Consider the following 16,490-nt stretch of genomic DNA (forward strand, 5'->3'; position numbering starts at 1 on the left):
GGCGCCCGGTACCTCCCGATCATGCGAGGATCGCTGTCATGAACGGCAACGGGGCCCCGCCGCGGGCGGGGGACGCGACCGCGGTGTCCACGGCGACCACGCCGACGGCGGGCGCCACGGGATCCACGGCTTCCGCGGCTTCGACGGCTTCGACGGGGGCCGTGGCTTCGACGGAGGCCGTGGCTTCCGCGGGGTCCGTCGCCTCTGCGGCCTCGGCGGCTTCGGCCGCTTCCGCGCGGACCCGGCTGGAGCGGGGCCGCAGCGCGCTCGGCCCGGCCCTGGAACTCGTGCACACCGGCCGGGCCCCCACCCGCGCGGTCCTGACGGCCGAGCTCGGGGTCACCCGCGCGACCGCCGGGGCCGTCGCCGCCGAGCTGGAGGCGCTCGGCCTGATCCGCGTCGACTCCCGCCCCGGTGGCGCGGGCGGCGCACAGGGCCGGCCCTCGCACCGGCTCTCCGTGGACGAGAACGGCCCGGTGGCACTGGCCGCCCAGGTGCACCCGGACGGGTTCCGGGCCGCGCTGGTCGGACTCGGCGGCCGGATCGTGGCCACCGCTCCCGGGAAGGTCACCGTCTCCGCCGACCCCGCCCAGGTGCTGAGTGCCGTCGTCGACGCGGGGGCCGCGCTGCTCGCGGAGTCCGGCCGGCGATGCGTCGGTGCGGGCCTCGCCGTACCGTCGGCGGTCGCGGAGCCCGAGGGCACCGCCCTGAACCCGCTCCACCTGGCCTGGCCGGCCGGTTCTCCCGTACGGGCCATCTTCGCCGAACGGGTGAAGGCGGCCGGGATCGACGGCCCCGCCCTGACGGGGAACGACGTCAACCTCGCCGCGCTCGCCGAGCACCGGCACGGCGCGGGCCGCAGCGCGCAGCACCTGCTGTGCGTGGCCACCGGCCACCGCGGGGTGGGCGGGGCCCTGGTGCTGGACGGCCGCCTGCACAGCGGCAGCGCCGGGCTCGCCCTGGAGGTCGGCCACCTCACGGTGAACCCCGAGGGGCGCGCCTGCCACTGCGGGAGCCGGGGCTGCCTGGACGTCGAGGCGGATCCGCTGGCCTTCCTGACGGCGGCCGGCCGGACCCCCGGGCCCGAGGTGTCGCTGCTCCAGCAGGCCCGCGACCTGCTGCGCGCGGAGTACGCCGAACCGGCCGTACGGGCGGCCGCCGAGGAGCTCATCGACCGGCTCGGCCTGGGCCTGGCGGGCCTGGTCAACATCCTGAACCCGGACCGGATCATCCTGGGCGGCCTGCACCGGGAGCTGCTGTCCGCCGATCCGGAGCGGCTGCGCGCGGTGGTCGCGGACCGGAGCCTGTGGGGGCGCAGCGGGGGCGTGCCGATCCTGCCGTGCACCCTGGACCACAACAGCCTGGTCGGCGCCGCGGAGCTGGCGTGGCAGCCGGTGCTCGACGACCCGCTGGGGGCGCTGGGCGCCGCGGCCTGAGGGCGGTCGTGAGGCCGGCGGCGTCGGGGCGGTGGTGTCAGGGCTGCGGTGTCAGGGCGGTGCTCGCGGGCGGCCCGGACGCCGGGCGGCCAGCGGCTCACGCGGCTTCGGTGGCCCGAGCGCCCGGTGCCGGGCGGCCCGGCGGCTCACGTGGCTTCCGCGGCCCGCGCGCCGCGGTGCCCGGGCTCCTGGCCCCGTCGGGGCGGATCCGGCGGCCCGGGGCTACCCGGGCCTGGCGCCGCTCGCCACCGGCACCGGCACGCCTTTGACGCCGGCGCCCGGGTCCACGGCCGTGGACGCCGCCGGCGCGGGCTCTCGTACAGGCTTGGAAGCGATCCGGACGGTACGGGTCGGTGCGGCCGAGGCGGGCGCGTGGGCGGCCACCAGCGAGAACCACACGACCTTCCCCGGGCCCTCCGCCTTGTGCCGTGCGCCCCAGGCCTCGCTGACCGCCTCGACGAGCGCGAGCCCGCGTCCGCAGGTCTCCAGCTCCTCCGCCGCCCGCAGCACCGGCAGCCGGGGATCGCTGTCGTACACCGAGACGGTGAGGCGGCCGTGGCGGAGTTCGATCTCCACGGTGCAGGACTTGTCCGGCTGCGCATGGCGGTGGACGTTGCTGAGCAGCTCCGTCACGCCGAGCGCAGCCCGGTCTATGAGCGGATCGAGCTGCCAGTGGCGCAGCTGCGCGGAAACGATTCTGCGGACCTGGCCGATCCGAGACGGCACGACCTGCAGTTCGACGACGCAGTGCCTGCGGGAATGACTGATCACGGCTGCGACTCCCCGACATGAGTGTTACGGGTGCTGCACCCTCAGTAATGCTCCACCAGGGTCACCCACGGTGCCCCGCTGTGCAACCGAACGCGCAGCACGGCGTTCGAAAAGCGGGCGGAGGGCCGGAAGCGGACGTTCGGAGGGCCGCGGGCGCGTCGGCGCGGGGTGCGGACGGCGGCCCGCCGGGGCCTGCGCCGCGATCGCAGAGCGGTCCGAGAGCCGAGCCGAGAGCCGGTCCGAGAGCCGGTCCGAGAGCCGAGCCGAGAGCCGGTCCGAGAGCGATCCAAGAGCGGATCCGAGTGCGCCCCGAGGCCGATCCGAAAGCGATCCGCATGGAGACCCAAAGCAAGTGTTTGCGCAGGTGGGGGAGGTACATTGCGAAAGCAGGGGGCCACGGAAGGCACGAAGGAGCAAGGCGCATGAGCACCACCAGAACGACTGCCACGACCGTTGACGTCGACCGCAGCGATGCGGACTACCGCGCCTGGCTGAAGGAAGCCGTTCGCAAGGTCCAGGCGGACGCCAACCGGTCCGCCGACACCCACCTGTTGCGCTTCCCGCTGCCCGAGGAGTGGGGCATCGACCTGTACCTCAAGGACGAGTCCACGCACCCGACCGGCTCCCTCAAGCACCGCCTCGCCCGGTCCCTGTTCCTGTACGCGCTGTGCAACGGCTGGATCCGCCCCGGCCGCCCGGTCATCGAGGCCTCCTCCGGCTCGACCGCCGTCTCGGAGGCGTACTTCGCCAAGCTGATCGGCGTCCCGTTCATCGCGGTCATGCCCCGCACCACCAGCCCGGAGAAGTGCCGGCTGATCGAGTTCCACGGAGGCGAATGCCACTTCGTGGACGACTCGATGAAGATGTACGAGGAGTCGGCGGAGCTCGCGGCGCGGACCGGCGGGCACTACATGGACCAGTTCACGTACGCGGAGCGGGCGACGGACTGGCGCGGGAACAACAACATCGCAGAATCGATTTACCAGCAGCTGCGCCTGGAGCGGTACCCCGAGCCGGCCTGGATCGTGGCCACGGCCGGCACCGGCGGCACCTCCGCGACCATCGCGCGCTACGTGCACTACATGCAGCACGACACCCGGATCTGTGTCCCGGACCCGGAGAACTCCTGTTTCTTCGCCGGCTGGACCAACAACGACCCGCACGCGAGCAGCGATTGCGGCTCCCGCATCGAGGGCATCGGCCGGCCCCGGATGGAGCCGAGCTTCGTGCCGGGCGCGATCGACCGGATGATGAAGGTGCCGGACGCGGCGAGCGTCGCCGCCTGCCGGGCGCTGGAGACGGCCATAGGGCGCAAGGCGGGCGGCTCGACGGGCACCGGCCTGTGGAGCGCCCTGAAGATCGTCTCGGAGATGGTGGCCGAGGGCCGTACGGGCAGTGTCGTGACCCTGCTCTGCGACCCGGGCGACCGCTACCTCGACAAGTACTACTCGGACGCCTGGCTGGCGGCGCAGGGGCTGGACATCGCCCCGTACGCGCAGACCATCGAGACGCTGCTGACGACGGGCGCCTGGCGCGAGCCGGCGGCCTGACCGGGCCCGCTCGCAGCCGGCGTCATGGCGGCGGGCGAACTTCGCGGCATGTGTACGTGTACCGCGCCACGGATGGGGGAACGCGCTGCTGGAGACGGGAAACCCCGACGTCCGGGGGCATGCCGTCGGCACCTACGCGAAGGACACCACCATGACCGTTCCCGCCCCTCCGGCAGCCACGCACCGGCAGACCGCCCGCTCCCGTCCGGTACGCGGCCTGCTGGTTCGGACTGCCGCGGTCGGTGCGGCGACCGTCCTGTGCGCGACGGCGATGAGCTCCAGCGCCCAGGCCATCGTCCACGGCAGGGACTCCACCGAGAAGTACCCCTTCATGGTCTCGATCCCGATGACCCTGGAGGACGGCCCGGCCTCGCTCGAAGGGGTGTGCGGCGGGGCGCTGATCGCCTCCCGGTGGGTGGTGACCGCCGCCCACTGTGCCCTGGCCGGAGCCCCGTCCCACCCGGCCGGGACGGTACGGATCGGCAGTGAGAAGCGGAACTCCGGCGGCACGCTGCGCAAGGTGACCGCGATGGTGGTCCACCCGCAGTACGACCGCAACAGCGCCGATCGCTCGACGCACGACATCGCCCTGCTGCGGCTGGACCGCCCCGTCCGGCAGAAGCCGATCCGCATCGCCGACCGGGCGCCGGAGGTGGGCCGGCCCACGCGGGTCATCGGCTTCGGGACCGTGGTCGACGCGCTGAAGCCGGAGCAGTGGGTGTTCCCCGAGCGCCTCCAGGAACTCGACACCCGCCGGGCCGCCGCCACCGACTGCCGGGCCATCAACGGCAAGAGCGAGCTGTGCACCACCAGCCGGGTACCCGGAGCCATGGCGTGTTCCGGTGACTCCGGCGGCCCCCAGATCCAGCGCGCGGGCGGACGGTGGGAGCTCGTCGGCGCGACCTCCGGAGACGGCGACCACGAGGCCAACCCGCACTGCTCGGGCGGTCCCGGCATCTGGACCTCGGTGGCCGAGTACAAGGGCTGGATCACCCAGGCCATGGCCGCGCACCGCTGACGCCCGCCCAGCAGCCCCGGAGTGAACAGAGCGTTGTGTTCGCGCGGGCCCCGCTTGGCGGCCTCTTCGCTTGTCGTACAGCATGATGACGACGAGGTCTTCCTGCGGGCAGTACACGTCCCACATGGTTCCGGACATCGCGGAAACACCTCCACGCTGAGCGCAAGTCCATTGTCCGACCGGCGACGTGGGCCCGTCTGGGGATAGGGCAATCCCGTTCGGCGCTTTACGCGCCGGTCAGTGTTCCGCCGCGCGCCGTCCCGTGAGCCGGGAGTCGAGAGCGCGCACCGCCGAGCGGAACGAGTGGCCGAGGCCCGGGCGAACGGCCTTGAGAGCCACCCGGAACGCGGGCGGGCCGTCCGCAGCGAAGGTCCACCGGATCCGGGTGCCGGAGGAGCCCCCGGGCTCCGCGGGGGACAGCTGCCACTCCTCCAGCAGGGCCCGCACACCCGGGGCGTTGGTCTCGTCGACCCGGTACGCGTAGCGCCGCTCCGGGTCGGCGGCCATGATCGTCTCCTGGAACCGGACCCCTCCGGCCAGCCGGACCTCCCGCCCCGCTCCGCCGTGCGTCGGCCGGGCCAGGGTCACCGCGCCGAACCAGGCCGGCCAGCCGGTGACGTCCTCCGCGAGCGCCCGGTACACCGCCTCGGGCGAGGCCGCGACCCGTGCCGCGAAGACCAGACGGACCGGGGCGACCTCGATGAAGTCCAGCCCCACCGGGCGGAGTCGGCGAGCCATGGCGGTACTCCCTTGAGTGCGGCGGGGAACGCGTGTGCGGGCCAGCATAGCTGGCGCCCCGTCAGATGTCCCCGGCGGGCGGTCTTTCACACGGACGGGGGCCTGGGCAGCGGGCCCGCCGGGCGGGATGCTGGTCGTGTGCCGATCCCGCCCCGCGAGCGGAGGCCACCGTGCCGGAAGTCCCCCCGCCCACACCCCCGGTCCCGCCCCCGGTCCCCGGATCCCCGGTCCCGCCCCCGGTCCCAGCCCCCGGATCCCCGCTGACACCCCCGCCCCCGGTCCCCGGATCCCCGGTCCCGTCCGCACCCCCCGTCCCCGGCTCCCCGCTCACCCTTGAGCTGCTGGTCCACGGCGTCGGCGGCGCCACCCCCGGCGAACTGCTCGGGGACCCGCGCACCGTCCGGATCACCGGGGACTCCACCGCCGCCGTCTTCCGCCGGACCGAGGACGCCGACGCGGAGGCCCGCCCCGAGCAGTACGCCGGGCGGCCCGTGCCCGAGGCCTACTGCTGGTCCCGGCTCACCTCCGGCAACGCCACCCGCGCCCTGTGGCTGCTGCTCCTGCCGTTCATGGTGGTCAACCTCGCCCACTGGGCCCGCCCGGCCGGACCCGCCACGGCAGGATCGCAGCGGGCGGCGCGTGCGTACGGGCTGCTCGTACGGGTCCTCGCGCTCAGCCTGACCGTGCTGCTGATCGCGGCGGCCTGCGAGGTGGCGCTGGACCTGCTCGCCTGGCAGTGCGCGGGCTCCGGGAGCTGCCGCGGGCGCCTGCCGTTCCCGGAGCCGGGCGGCTGGTGGGGGCAGCCCGGACGCCGCCTCGCGCTCGGCGCGGTGGTCCCGGCCGCGCTGACCGGGCTGCTCTGGTTCCTGTCGGACCGCACCTGGAGCGCGTACGAGTCCCAGCCGCCGCCCGCGGACACCCCGGGCGCCACCGGCCCGGACGGCCCGGGCGACGCCACGCCCGCGCTGGGGCGGCCCGGGTTCTGGTACGGGCGCCGGCTCGTGGCCCGGCTGCGCGCGGCGCACACCGCCGCCGGGCTGCTCACCGTCGCCGTCGCCGTCGCGGTACCGGCCGCCCGCTACGACCGCCGCGCGGGGACGCCCGGGCTCGAAGCCGCCGGCTGGGTGGTGCAGTTGCTGCTCGCCGCCTGGGCGGTCGGGGTGGCCTGGGTCGTCTGCCGGCGCGGCCGCGCCGAGGTCCGGCCCGACCACCGGCTCGACCGGGCCGCCGGCACCCTGCTGCCGGGCGGCGCCCTCGGCCTGCTCGCCGCCGTGCTGGTGTACGCCGGCTGGTCCCGGCCCGGGTGGACCTCCGCCGGGCGGCTGCCGGGGGACTTCGCCTTCGGGGTGCTCATGCTCGGCCAGGGCTGCTGCGTCCTGGCCCTCGCCGTGGTGGCACGCCGCCTGTACCGGTCGGCCCCCGACCCGGCGGCCGCCCTGCGGGGGCTCGGCGGCCCGGCCGTGGCCGTGCTGGGCTGCGCGCTCGGCGGGGTCATGTCCGGCGGGGCCGCCCAGCGGGTCGCCGACTGGCTGGACGGGGGCGCCACCCCCGGCATGGCCGGAGCCACCCTGCCCGGGCCGCCCGTGCTGCTGTCCTGGCAGGCCGCCGTGCTGCCGCCGATGCTGCTCGTACTGGCGCTGCTCGCCCTCTGGTTCGGTGTACGCGGGGCCCGCGCGACGCGCCGGGTCGCCGCCACCGTGGCCGCCGAGTACCCCGGGGAGCCGGCCGAACCCGCGCGCAGCCGCCGGATCGCCGCCGCCCGGGCCGCCGCCGCGCTCACCGACTCCGCGCCCTGGTTCGTGGCGGCCGTCTCCGGGATCACGCTGCTGCTCGGCGCGGGCGCCCTCGCCGGGGCCTGGCTCAGCGGGCAGGTCCCGGGTGCGGCCGCGCGCGGCACCCACCCCGTGGTGGAGGCCGCCGCCCGGGGCGCCCAGGACGCCGGGTCCTGGCTCATCGGCTTCGGCATCGCCGCCTTCGTCACCTGGGGACGGCGCGCCTACCGGGACCCCGCCGCCCGCCGCACCATCGGCATCCTGTGGGACGTCGGCACCTTCTGGCCGCGTGCCGCCCACCCGTTCGCCCCGCCCTGCTACGCCGAGCGCGCCGTGCCCGACCTGACCTGGCGGATGACCGGCTGGACCGGCCGCACCGGAGGCCGCCTGGTCATCTCGGGCCACTCGCAGGGCAGCGTGCTCGCCGCGGCCGCCGTCTGGCAGCTCGCGCCGCGAGCGCGCCGGCGGGTCGCTCTGCTGACCTACGGGTCCCCGCTGTCGCGGCTGTACGGGCGCTGGTTCCCCGCCTACTTCGGCTCTGGGCCGCTCACCGCCCTGCACGGGGACGTCGACTGCTGGCGCAACCTGTGGCGCGCCACCGACCCCATCGGCGGCCCGGTCCTGGCCGGTACCGGCCAGGACGTGGACCGGGGCCCGCTCGCCGACCCGGTCGCCTACGGGCGCAGCCCCCGCCACCCGCTGCCCGCGCCGGTCCTCGGGCACTCCGACTACCAGGCCGATCCGGCGTTCGCTGCCGAACGCGACGCCCTCCTCGCACGACTGACCACCGCCCCACGGGCCGACGTACCGCAGCAGCGACCGCAGACCCGCCGGCCGGCCCGGTGAACGTCCGCGGGACGTGCCCGGACGCCGGGCGCGCCCGCACCGGACCGAGTGCCCGGACCGGCGCGCCCGGACCGGACCGAGTGCCCGGCCGCGGGGCGTGCTCAGGCGTGCGGCGCCCCGGGAGCCTTCAGCACGCCCCCGCCGGCAGCACCGGCAGCACCGGCAGGTCCTCGGGGAACAGCAGGGTGAGCTCGTCCGTGCCCGGGTCGGCCAACTGCGCCACCCGGCCCGCGTGGCGCTCGACCATCGACTCGAAGGTCTGGCGGGCGGTGCGGCCGTTGCCGAAGGCCGGGCCCTTGGGGAGCTCCGTGAAGTACGTCAGCAGGGCCTGCGGGGTGCCCTCGCCCAGCCGGTACTCGTGCTCCTCCGCCTGCTGCTCCACGATCCGCAGCAGCTCCTGCGGCCCGTAGTCGCCGAAGGTGATGGTCCGGGAGAACCGGGAGGCCACACCCGGGTTGACGGTCAGGAACCGGTCCATCTCCGCCGTGTACCCGGCGACGATCACCACCACCGCGTCCCGGTGGTCCTCCATCAGCTTCACCAGCGTGTCGATCGCCTCGCGCCCGAAGTCACGGCCGGAGTCCTCCGGCGCCAGCGCGTACGCCTCGTCGATGAACAGCACCCCGCCGCGCGCCCGGTCGAACGCCTCCTGCGTACGGATCGCCGTGGATCCGATGTGCTCGCCGACCAGGTCCACCCGGGACACCTCGACCAGGTGGCCCCGCTCCAGCACGCCGAGGGAGGCGAGGATCTCCCCGTACAGCCGGGCGACGGTGGTCTTGCCCGTGCCGGGGGAGCCGGTGAACACCAGATGCCGGCGCACCGAGGCCGCCTTGAGGCCCGCCTGCTGCCGCCTGCGCCCGACCTCGATCATGTCGGTGAGGGCGCGCACCTCGCGCTTGACGCTGTCCAGGCCGACCAGCGCGTCGAGCTGGCCCAGGACCTCGCCGGAGCCACGGGGCGCCGACGGCGGGGCCGCCCGCTCGGGGTCCGCCGCTTCGCCCGGCCGGGCCGCGGGAACGTCCGCCGCCGCTGGCGCGGGGCTCCGGGCCGGTGCGACGGTACGGATACCCGCCTGCGCCCCGGCGAGAGCGCCGCCCGCGGCCGACTGGGCGGCGAGCCGCGGCCCGGGCTCGTCGCTGGTGCAGCCCTCGGTGGTCGGCCCGTCCTCCGCGAACTCGTACCCGCCGCGCGCGCAACGCTCGGTGTGGCACTTGGCGAGGCTGGTCCGGGAGCCGTCGATGACGTGGAAGCCGAAGCCGGAACTGCCGCTCACCCGGCAGGCGGTGAAGGTGCCGCGGCCGCCCGCCGAGACGTAGAACCCGGCTTCGGCGGGAGAGCTGACCGTGCACCGCTCCAGGACCGGATCGGCTCCCTTGGTGACGATCACGCCCGTCTGCACGGAGTCGATGGTGCAGTTGGCGAGGGTGCCGCCGCTGCCGTGGTCACGGAACCAGGCTCCGGTCGCCGCCTCCCGGATCCGGCAGTCGTCGAGCTGCGCGGTCGCCCCGTCGCTCACCGAGACGGCGGTGTTGCGCACCTGGGAGAGGTCGCTGTCGACCACGTCGACGCGCGAGCCCCGGTCCAGCACGAACAGCGCGTCCGGCACGTCGTGGACCCGGCAGGAGTCCAGCGAGGCGGTGGCCCCGTCGCTGATCCACACCGCCGGATAGTCGCCCGTGCTGTCGTGGATCTCGCAGGACTCGGCGTCCACCCGGGTACCCGGGTCCCACACCGAGAGTCCGTTGCGGCCGAACCGGCGCACAGTGGTGCGGCTGAGCGTCAGCACCGACCGGGAACGCAGGTCCACCGCGTTCTCGGGAATGTCGTGGATGTCGCAGCCGGCGAGCGTGAGCACCGCGTCGGTGTCGAGGGTGACCCCGTCGGCCGAGGTGCGGTGTACCGCGCAGTCGGTCAGCCGGGCGGCGGCGCGCGCGGCGACCTGCACGCCGGTGCCCTTGATCTCGTACACCTCGCAGCCCAGCGCCTCCAGGCCCGAGCCCTCGCCGGTGACCCCGATGCCGGCGCCGGTGGCGTGGTGGATGCGGCAGCGCTCCAGGCGCGGGTGCGCGCCGCCGCGCACCGAGACCCCGGTCTGGCCGGCGGCCACGACCTCGCATTCCTCGAACACCCCGCCGCCACCGTCCAGTACGGAGATCCCGACCCCGGTCGGGTTCTCCACCGTGCAGCGGCGCACCAGCGGGCGGGCCCCGCTGCCGCGCACCTCGATCCCGGCCGCCGAGCGGGTGCTGACGCGCAGGTCGGTGAGCTCGGGGGAGCCGTCCTCGACGAGCAGCGCGGGCGCCGCCCGGTCCTGGCCCTCCAGGTACAGGTCCTGGACCACGGCCGAGGCGCGCACGGTCAGCGCCACCCCGTCGAGCGGGGCGATCCGCACCGAGCCCACCGCGCCCTCGGGCCCGCGCAGGGTCACGGCGTGGTTCAGGACCAGGTTCTCCCGGTAGGTGCCGGGGGCGATCGACAACACGTCCCCGTCGCCCGCGACCGCGAGCGCGGCGGTCAGCGTCGGATACTCACCCGAGCGGCGCCGCCAACGCGAAGCCCCGCCGTGTGTCACCTGGACCGTGCCCTGAGCCATGGTGCTGTCGTGCCCCCACCCTCGTATTCGCGGTATTCGCGCTGCTGAAGTGACCGAAGCCACCGAAGCCGCTCAATGAGATCGAAGCGTCTGGAGCGACTGAACTGCCCGGTCCACCGTAGCGCGCGTGGAGCCGGTGAGTTGCCAGGTCAGCTGCCCGCGCCCGCCCGGCCCCAGTCGGGTCCGGCCGCCGCCCACGCGCGGTCCAGACGTCTGTACCGCCGATGCATGAGCCGGCGTACGACCAGCCGCCGGACCGTCTCCACCAGCGCGGCCACCCCGAGGGCGGCGGCCAGGCCGGCCATCGCGGCGTGGAAGGACGCTGCCGAGGGGTCGAGCGGCCGTCCCACGAGGCGGCCGCCGGCGTCGGTCCATATCCGGAACTCGTCGCCCGGCCGCGGCGGTTCCTCCGCGGCCGGCACCGTCCCCTGATGGCTGCTGCCGTCGGGCGCCGTCCACGAGGCCACGATCCGCGTCCGCTCCGGCGTCGGCCGCTGCGCCGCCGGATCCGCCTCCGCCCCGGCCGGCGGGGCCGGAGCCGGCCGGACCACCACCGCCGGAACCAGATACCGCGCGTGCCGCTGCTCGCGCGCGGCCTGCTGCAGGGTGCCGTCCACCCGGACTCCCGCGACCCAGCCGACGGCCGGAGCCACCACCAGGACGCACACCACCGCGGCGAACGCCACCCACGCCTCGAAGAGATCGGTCGGCCTGCGCAGCGGATTGCGCCGCCAGCGCCACACTCCTGTTGCTGTCCACACGGTCCGGCTCCCCCTGCTTCTGCCAGTCTCCGTCTGCCTGCACGCCCCAGCCTTCCGCATGCCCGGTGGACGCGCACTCCGGGACGCGCGGGACGCCTGGCACCCGATCCGGTGCGCGTTCCCCCGCGCCCCGTCCGTACCGGTGCCCACACGTCCTGATTGCTCCAACGGCCCTGCCGGGCCGGTTGGTTCCAGCGGATGCCACGAGCCCCTCGAAGGTGTCATTCCGGGGGGTTCGGTCCGCTCGCGCGCCCCCGCTCACTCCAGGATGCGCACCTCGTCGCCCACGCGGACCGTGCCCAGCACCACCGGCGCCACCTGGCGACCGAAGGCCAGCGACTTCCCGATCCGCCGGTGCCTGGCCAGGGTCTTCAGGGGCTCCTTGCCCCGCTCCGCCGTCGCCTGGTCGGTGGTCGTCACGACGCACCGCCCGCACTCCCGCACCCCGCGGAACACCGCGTCGCCGACCGCGATGCGCCGCCAGCCGTCCTCCGCCCAGGCCTCGGCCCCGGCGCCGGCCACCACCAGGCTGGGGCGGAAGCGGTTCATCGGCAGCGGGCCCTCCGCCGGGTGGTCCCCCTGGGCGATCAGGTCGTTGAGGGCGTCCAGCGAGGCGACGGTGGTGATCAGCAGCGGATAGGCGTCGGCCAGGCTCACGGTCTCGCCGGGCAGCGCGTAGTCCGGGTCCACGGGCCGCCGTACGGCCGGGTCGTCCAGATGCACCAGCCGCGCCGGGAACCCGAGGTACGCGGTGAACCAGTCGGCCGCGGCGCCCGCCGCGACCACGGTCTCGATCTTCTTGCCGAACAGCACGACGGGCTCCAGCGGCCCCGGCTCCGGCACCTCCACCGTCAGCTCCGCCATCCCGGGCGCCGACAGCGCCACCCTGCCGCCCTCCAGCGGACGCGCCGAGGCGAGGGCGAGCCGGGCCTGCTGGCGTTGGGTGACGATCGCGCCCTCGGTGTCGACCACGGCCCAGCGGCGGTCCCCGGACAGCCCCCAGGGCTCCACGGCCACCTCGTCGGGAGCAGTCCCCGCCACCGACTTGACGGGATAGACGTGGAGCGACTGGACATACAAATTCGACATGAAGGCATTTTGTCAGCCGCCTTCACCGGCTCCCCATTCAGTACCGCGCCGGGCCCCGGTGCATCGGGGCCCGGACATGGTCCGTCAGTAGCCACGCCCCTGGTACTGGCGGCCGTACGGATCCTCGTACGAGGGCCCCTGCGCGGGCGCGGCCATCGGACGCGGCGCGGCCGGGCGCATCGCCTCGTACCCGGTGGCCGTGGCGACCGGGCGGGGCTGCTGGGGCTGCTGCTGCGGCACGTACCCCGCACGGGCGGCGACGGGCTGCTGCTGCGGGATGTACGGCGCGGGCGCGTTCTGCAGGGGCATGGGCATCTGCATCTGCGGCGCGGACTGCTGCTGGTACGGGTATCCGTACGCCGGAGCCTGCTGCGGCACGGCGGCCGGCAGCGCGGGCAGGGCGGACGGGAGGGCCGGGAGGTACCCACCGCTCGAGTAACCGGCACTCGGGGACTCGTAGGCGGCCGGGACGCGGATCGGGGCGATCTGCGGAGTGCCGCGTTCGGCGACGAGGGAGTCGTAGATGGGGGTGTCCGGGAAGGAGGGCGCGGAGTAGTAACCGCCGCCATAAGTGGAGCGGGGGGAGGTCATGGGACCTAAGTTAAGCCCACGACTTCACGGGGTCCATAGCGAGGTGGCGTCAACACCGCCCTGACCTGCATATTCGCAGGTCAGGGCCACAGCTTTCACTTGACGTTCACGTGCACGATTCGTCACTTGCACCCCAGCTTGTTCCTACTCGTACTCACCGGTTGGCTGTTGCACCCACTTGCTCCTGACGCAGCGTCACAACGCGGTGACCTCGGATGACGCCGCTTCAGACGGTGTCCGGCAGTTTCAGGCGTCGCTGGGGCGGGCATAGGTACGGCCCTTCCAGGCGGCCCCCCGCCCCCGGTAGTGCAGGACGGCCGAGTCCACGGTCATCAGGAGGTAGAGCAGCGCGGTGAACGGAAGCAGCGGGGCGAGCACGGCCGACTGGCGGTAGTAGCGCAGCATCGGCAGGTAGGTGCCCGCCATCAGCAGCCAGGCGAGGCCGCCGGCCCAGGCGAGGGCGGGCCGGCCGGCGGCGAGCCCGGTGGCGAGGGCCGCGGGCGGCACGAGGTACACCAGCACCAGCCCCGCCACCGTCCCCGCCAGCAGCAGGGGCTGGTGGCGCAGTTGGGCGTACGCGCTGCGCGAGACCATCCGCCACAGGTCCCCGAGCGCGGGGTACGGGCGCACGCTGTCCACGCGCTCCGCGAGACCCAGCCAGATCCGGCCGCCGGAGCGCCGCACGGCCCGGGCGAGCGAGACGTCGTCGATGACGGCCTGCCGGATGGAGTCGGGGATCCCGGCACGGACGGCGGCCCCGGTGCGGAGCAGCACGCACCCGCCGGCGGCCGCGGCGGTCCGGCCGGTGGGGCGGTTGATCCAGCGGAACGGGTACAACTGCGCGAAGAAGTACACGAAGGCCGGAACGACGAGCCGCTCCCAGTTGCTCGCCACCCGCAGCCGGGCCATCTGCGACACGAGGTCGAGCTCGGCGGAGGTCGCGGCGGCGACGAGTTCGCGGAGGCTGTCGGGCTCGTGGGCGATGTCGGCGTCGGTGAGCAGGAGGTAGTCCGGCTCGGCCGGACGGGCGGTCCGGGCCTCTGCGATGCCGTGGCGCAGCGCCCACAGCTTGCCGGTCCAGCCGGGCTCCGGGTCGCCGGGGGAGACGACGGTGACCGGGAGCCCCGGCTGCTCCGCGGCCAGGCGGCGGGCGAGGCCGGCGGTGCCGTCCGTACTGCCGTCGTCGACGAGGAAGACCTCGGCCCTGCCCGGGTAGTCCTGGGCGATGAGCGACGGCAGGCTGCGGGGGAGCACCTCGGCCTCGTCCCGGGCGGGGACGACGATGGCCACGGACGGCCAGCGCGCGGGGGCCGTGCGCGGGGGGAGGCGGACGTCGGTACGCCAGAACATGCCCTGGGCGAGGGTGAGCCAGAGCCAGGCGGCGAGGGAGACGTAGGCGGCGGTGAGGAGGAGGCCCATTGCCGCAGTGTGCCGAACCCTGCGGGGCGTGTCGCGCATTCGAGGCGTGGCGGCCCGGGCGGGGGTGGTCGGGGGTGGTCCAGGGGGCCGTGGCGCCGAGTGAGGCCCGTCACGGGCTGCCGCGCCGCGTACGCCCGCTCCTGCGGGCTCGTGGTGATCGGTACGGTCGCGATCGGTCCGTGTCGGCAGGGCGAGTCGGACCGGCTTCCGCCGCTCCGCGCTCTCCGGGGGCCCGATCGAGCCCGGCGCGGCGGCGTCGCACGCGTGGCCGGGAGTGACGTGTGGGGGCCGGGTTCGAGGGGCTCGTCGATTAAGGTGACCAGGTGAAGATCGCGCTCATGGACTCGGGAATTGGCCTCCTCGCGGCGGCCGCCGCGATGCGTCGGCTGCGGCCGGACGCCGATCTGGTGCTCTCCTCCGACCCCGACGGGATGCCGTGGGGGCCGCGTACCCCCGCCGACCTCACCGGCCGGGCCCTCGATGTGGCCCGGGCCGCCGCCGCGCTCCGGCCGGAGGCGCTGATCGTGGCCTGCAACACCGCCTCCGTGCACAGCCTGCCCGCCCTGCGGGCGGAGCTGGAGCCAGGGATCCCGGTCATCGGAACCGTGCCGGCGATCAAGCCCGCCGCGGCCGCGCGCGGGCGGGTGGCCATCTGGGCCACCCCCGCCACCACGGGCAGCCCGTACCAGCGGGGCCTGATCGGCGAGTTCGCCGCGGGGGTCCCGGTCACCGAGGTGCCCTGCCCCGGGCTGGCCGACGCCGTCCAGTACGCCGATGAGGAGGCCGTCGTCCGGGCCGTCGCGGCGGCCGCCGAGCTGACCCCGCCGGACGTCACGGACGTGGTGCTCGGCTGCACGCACTACGAGCTGGTCGAGGCGCCCATCCGGGCCGCCCTCGCCGAGCGCACCGGCGGGGGCGAGTTCCGCTTCTACGGTTCCGCCGAGGCCGTCGCCGTCCAGGCGCTGCGCCGCATCGGCGCCCGCCCCGAGCCGGACCTGCCCCGCACCGGGAGCCTGAGCGTGCTGCTCAGCGGCCGGCCGTCCGAACTGCCGGCCACCGTGCTCGGGTACGCCGAGGGCAGGCTGCTCGCGGGCGAGAGCGCGCCCGTCGGCGGGTGACCCTCAAGGGCGCCGCGCCGGGCCGTACCCGGTGACCTCCGAGGGTGGCGAGCCGGTCGCGGCCGTCATCGCGCCGGCTCGCACTCGGTGACCTCCGAGGGCCGGGAGTCGGTCGCGGCCGTCGCCGCGCCGGCCCGTACCCGGTGACCTCCGAGGGTGGCGAGCCGGTCGTGGCCGTCGCTGCGCCGGCCTGTACCCGGTGACCTCGGAGGGTGGCGAGCCGGTCGTGGCCGTCGCTGGGCCGGCTCGCAGCCGGTGACCTCTGCGGGTGGCGAGCTGGTCGCGGCCGCCCCCGTGCCGGCCCGTACCCGGTGACCTCCGAGGGTGGCGAGCCGGTCGTGGCCGTCGCTGCGCCGGCTCGCAGCCGGTGACCTCTGAGGGTGGCGAGCTGGCCGTGGCCGTCGCGGTGCCGGCCTGTACCCGGTGACCTTCGAGGGTGGCGAGCTGGCCGTGGCCGCCCCCGTGCCGGCCCGTACCCGGTGGCCTTCGAGGGGCGTGAGCCGGCCGCGGCCTCCCCCGCGCCAGCCGCACCCGGTGGCCTCCGAGGGCCGCGAGCCGGTCGCGGCCGTCGCCGCGCCGGCCCGGACCCGGTGCCGCGGTGAAGGGCACACCACCGCAGCGGCGGTCCGCGCCGCCGACGGGGGGATCGCCGGATCCCGCGACGGGCTGCGGTCCGTGACGGGGGCGGGCCTGCGTGCCGGTGCGTACGGCCGGGCCGACCGGCAGGCCGGCGCGGCTCCCGGTCCCGCGGTCGCTCCCACCGGATCCCGCTGACGAGACGAAAC

At 75.4% G+C, this 16,490-nt stretch carries 13 protein-coding genes; 6 read left to right on the forward strand and 7 right to left on the reverse strand.

Annotation, left to right across the window (positions count from 1 at the left end):
* The first annotated feature begins 38 nt into the window (after positions 1-38).
* Positions 39-1,436: an ROK family protein gene (locus tag ACZ4TG_RS17455; RefSeq protein WP_468163509.1), complete on the forward strand. Its 1,398-nt coding sequence runs from the start codon at positions 39-41 to the stop codon at positions 1,434-1,436.
* Positions 1,437-1,658: 222 nt separating this feature from the next.
* Here the strand turns inward: ACZ4TG_RS17455 and ACZ4TG_RS17460 are convergent, their stop codons facing one another.
* Entirely contained in the window at positions 1,659-2,207 is a 549-nt protein-coding gene (locus ACZ4TG_RS17460; RefSeq protein WP_468163511.1) for an ATP-binding protein, read from the reverse strand.
* Between the two features lie 422 nt (positions 2,208-2,629).
* Between ACZ4TG_RS17460 and ACZ4TG_RS17465 the strand changes: the two genes are divergently transcribed.
* The gene (locus ACZ4TG_RS17465) at positions 2,630-3,757 is read left to right on the forward strand and encodes a PLP-dependent cysteine synthase family protein (RefSeq protein WP_468163513.1); all 1,128 of its coding nucleotides are present in this window, start codon (positions 2,630-2,632) and stop codon (positions 3,755-3,757) included.
* A 151-nt stretch (positions 3,758-3,908) separates the two neighbouring features.
* Entirely contained in the window at positions 3,909-4,775 is an 867-nt protein-coding gene (locus ACZ4TG_RS17470) for a S1 family peptidase (protein WP_468163515.1), read from the forward strand.
* A 237-nt stretch (positions 4,776-5,012) separates the two neighbouring features.
* Here the strand turns inward: ACZ4TG_RS17470 and ACZ4TG_RS17475 are convergent, their stop codons facing one another.
* Complete coding sequence (locus ACZ4TG_RS17475) at positions 5,013-5,513, reverse strand: SRPBCC family protein (protein WP_468163517.1); 501 nt, start codon at positions 5,511-5,513, stop codon at positions 5,013-5,015.
* 260 nt (positions 5,514-5,773) lie between these two features.
* Here ACZ4TG_RS17475 and ACZ4TG_RS17480 point away from each other — a divergent pair, with 260 nt between their 5' ends.
* Positions 5,774-8,131, forward strand: a complete 2,358-nt coding sequence (locus tag ACZ4TG_RS17480; RefSeq protein ID WP_468164147.1) for a hypothetical protein — start codon at positions 5,774-5,776, stop codon at positions 8,129-8,131.
* Between the two features lie 127 nt (positions 8,132-8,258).
* On the opposite strand, the gene ACZ4TG_RS17485 is transcribed toward ACZ4TG_RS17480, so the two are convergent.
* From ACZ4TG_RS17485 to ACZ4TG_RS17505, 5 genes are all read right to left on the reverse strand, one after another.
* A complete protein-coding gene (locus ACZ4TG_RS17485) occupies positions 8,259-10,727 on the reverse strand; it encodes a right-handed parallel beta-helix repeat-containing protein (protein ID WP_468163519.1) in 2,469 nt (822 codons plus the stop codon).
* Between the two features lie 149 nt (positions 10,728-10,876).
* Positions 10,877-11,488, reverse strand: a complete 612-nt coding sequence (locus ACZ4TG_RS17490; RefSeq protein ID WP_468163521.1) for an Rv1733c family protein — start codon at positions 11,486-11,488, stop codon at positions 10,877-10,879.
* A 258-nt stretch (positions 11,489-11,746) separates the two neighbouring features.
* On the reverse strand, positions 11,747-12,577 hold the full coding sequence (locus ACZ4TG_RS17495) for an MOSC domain-containing protein (protein ID WP_468163523.1): 831 nt from the start codon (positions 12,575-12,577) through the stop codon (positions 11,747-11,749).
* An 84-nt stretch (positions 12,578-12,661) separates the two neighbouring features.
* Positions 12,662-13,168, reverse strand: a complete 507-nt coding sequence (locus ACZ4TG_RS17500) for a DUF6643 family protein (RefSeq protein ID WP_468163525.1) — start codon at positions 13,166-13,168, stop codon at positions 12,662-12,664.
* A gap of 246 nt (positions 13,169-13,414) precedes the next feature.
* Positions 13,415-14,587 carry a glycosyltransferase gene (locus ACZ4TG_RS17505; protein WP_468163527.1) on the reverse strand — a complete coding sequence of 391 codons (1,173 nt, stop codon included), beginning with the start codon at positions 14,585-14,587 and terminating at the stop codon, positions 13,415-13,417.
* Between the two features lie 323 nt (positions 14,588-14,910).
* On the opposite strand from ACZ4TG_RS17505, the gene ACZ4TG_RS17510 reads away from it, so the two are divergent.
* The gene (locus ACZ4TG_RS17510) at positions 14,911-15,705 is read left to right on the forward strand and encodes a glutamate racemase (protein ID WP_468163529.1); all 795 of its coding nucleotides are present in this window, start codon (positions 14,911-14,913) and stop codon (positions 15,703-15,705) included.
* 423 nt (positions 15,706-16,128) lie between these two features.
* A complete protein-coding gene (locus ACZ4TG_RS17515; protein ID WP_468163531.1) occupies positions 16,129-16,479 on the forward strand; it encodes a hypothetical protein in 351 nt (116 codons plus the stop codon).
* Positions 16,480-16,490: the final 11 nt, after the last annotated feature.

The organism is Streptomyces sp. NPDC028314 (assembly GCF_055565795.1).

Bases quoted from the DNA above. Each gene is read 5' to 3' on its own strand.
- ACZ4TG_RS17455 (WP_468163509.1), top strand. From the start codon at position 39: ATGAACGGCAACGGGGCCCCGCCGCGGGCGGGGGACGCGACCGCGGTG.
- ACZ4TG_RS17465 (WP_468163513.1), top strand. From the start codon at position 2,630: ATGAGCACCACCAGAACGACTGCCACGACCGTTGACGTCGACCGCAGC.
- ACZ4TG_RS17470 (WP_468163515.1), top strand. From the start codon at position 3,909: ATGACCGTTCCCGCCCCTCCGGCAGCCACGCACCGGCAGACCGCCCGC.
- ACZ4TG_RS17475 (WP_468163517.1), bottom strand. From the start codon at position 5,513: ATGGCTCGCCGACTCCGCCCGGTGGGGCTGGACTTCATCGAGGTCGCC.
- ACZ4TG_RS17485 (WP_468163519.1), bottom strand. From the start codon at position 10,727: ATGGCTCAGGGCACGGTCCAGGTGACACACGGCGGGGCTTCGCGTTGG.
- ACZ4TG_RS17495 (WP_468163523.1), bottom strand. From the start codon at position 12,577: ATGTCGAATTTGTATGTCCAGTCGCTCCACGTCTATCCCGTCAAGTCG.
- ACZ4TG_RS17500 (WP_468163525.1), bottom strand. From the start codon at position 13,168: ATGACCTCCCCCCGCTCCACTTATGGCGGCGGTTACTACTCCGCGCCC.
- ACZ4TG_RS17505 (WP_468163527.1), bottom strand. From the start codon at position 14,587: ATGGGCCTCCTCCTCACCGCCGCCTACGTCTCCCTCGCCGCCTGGCTC.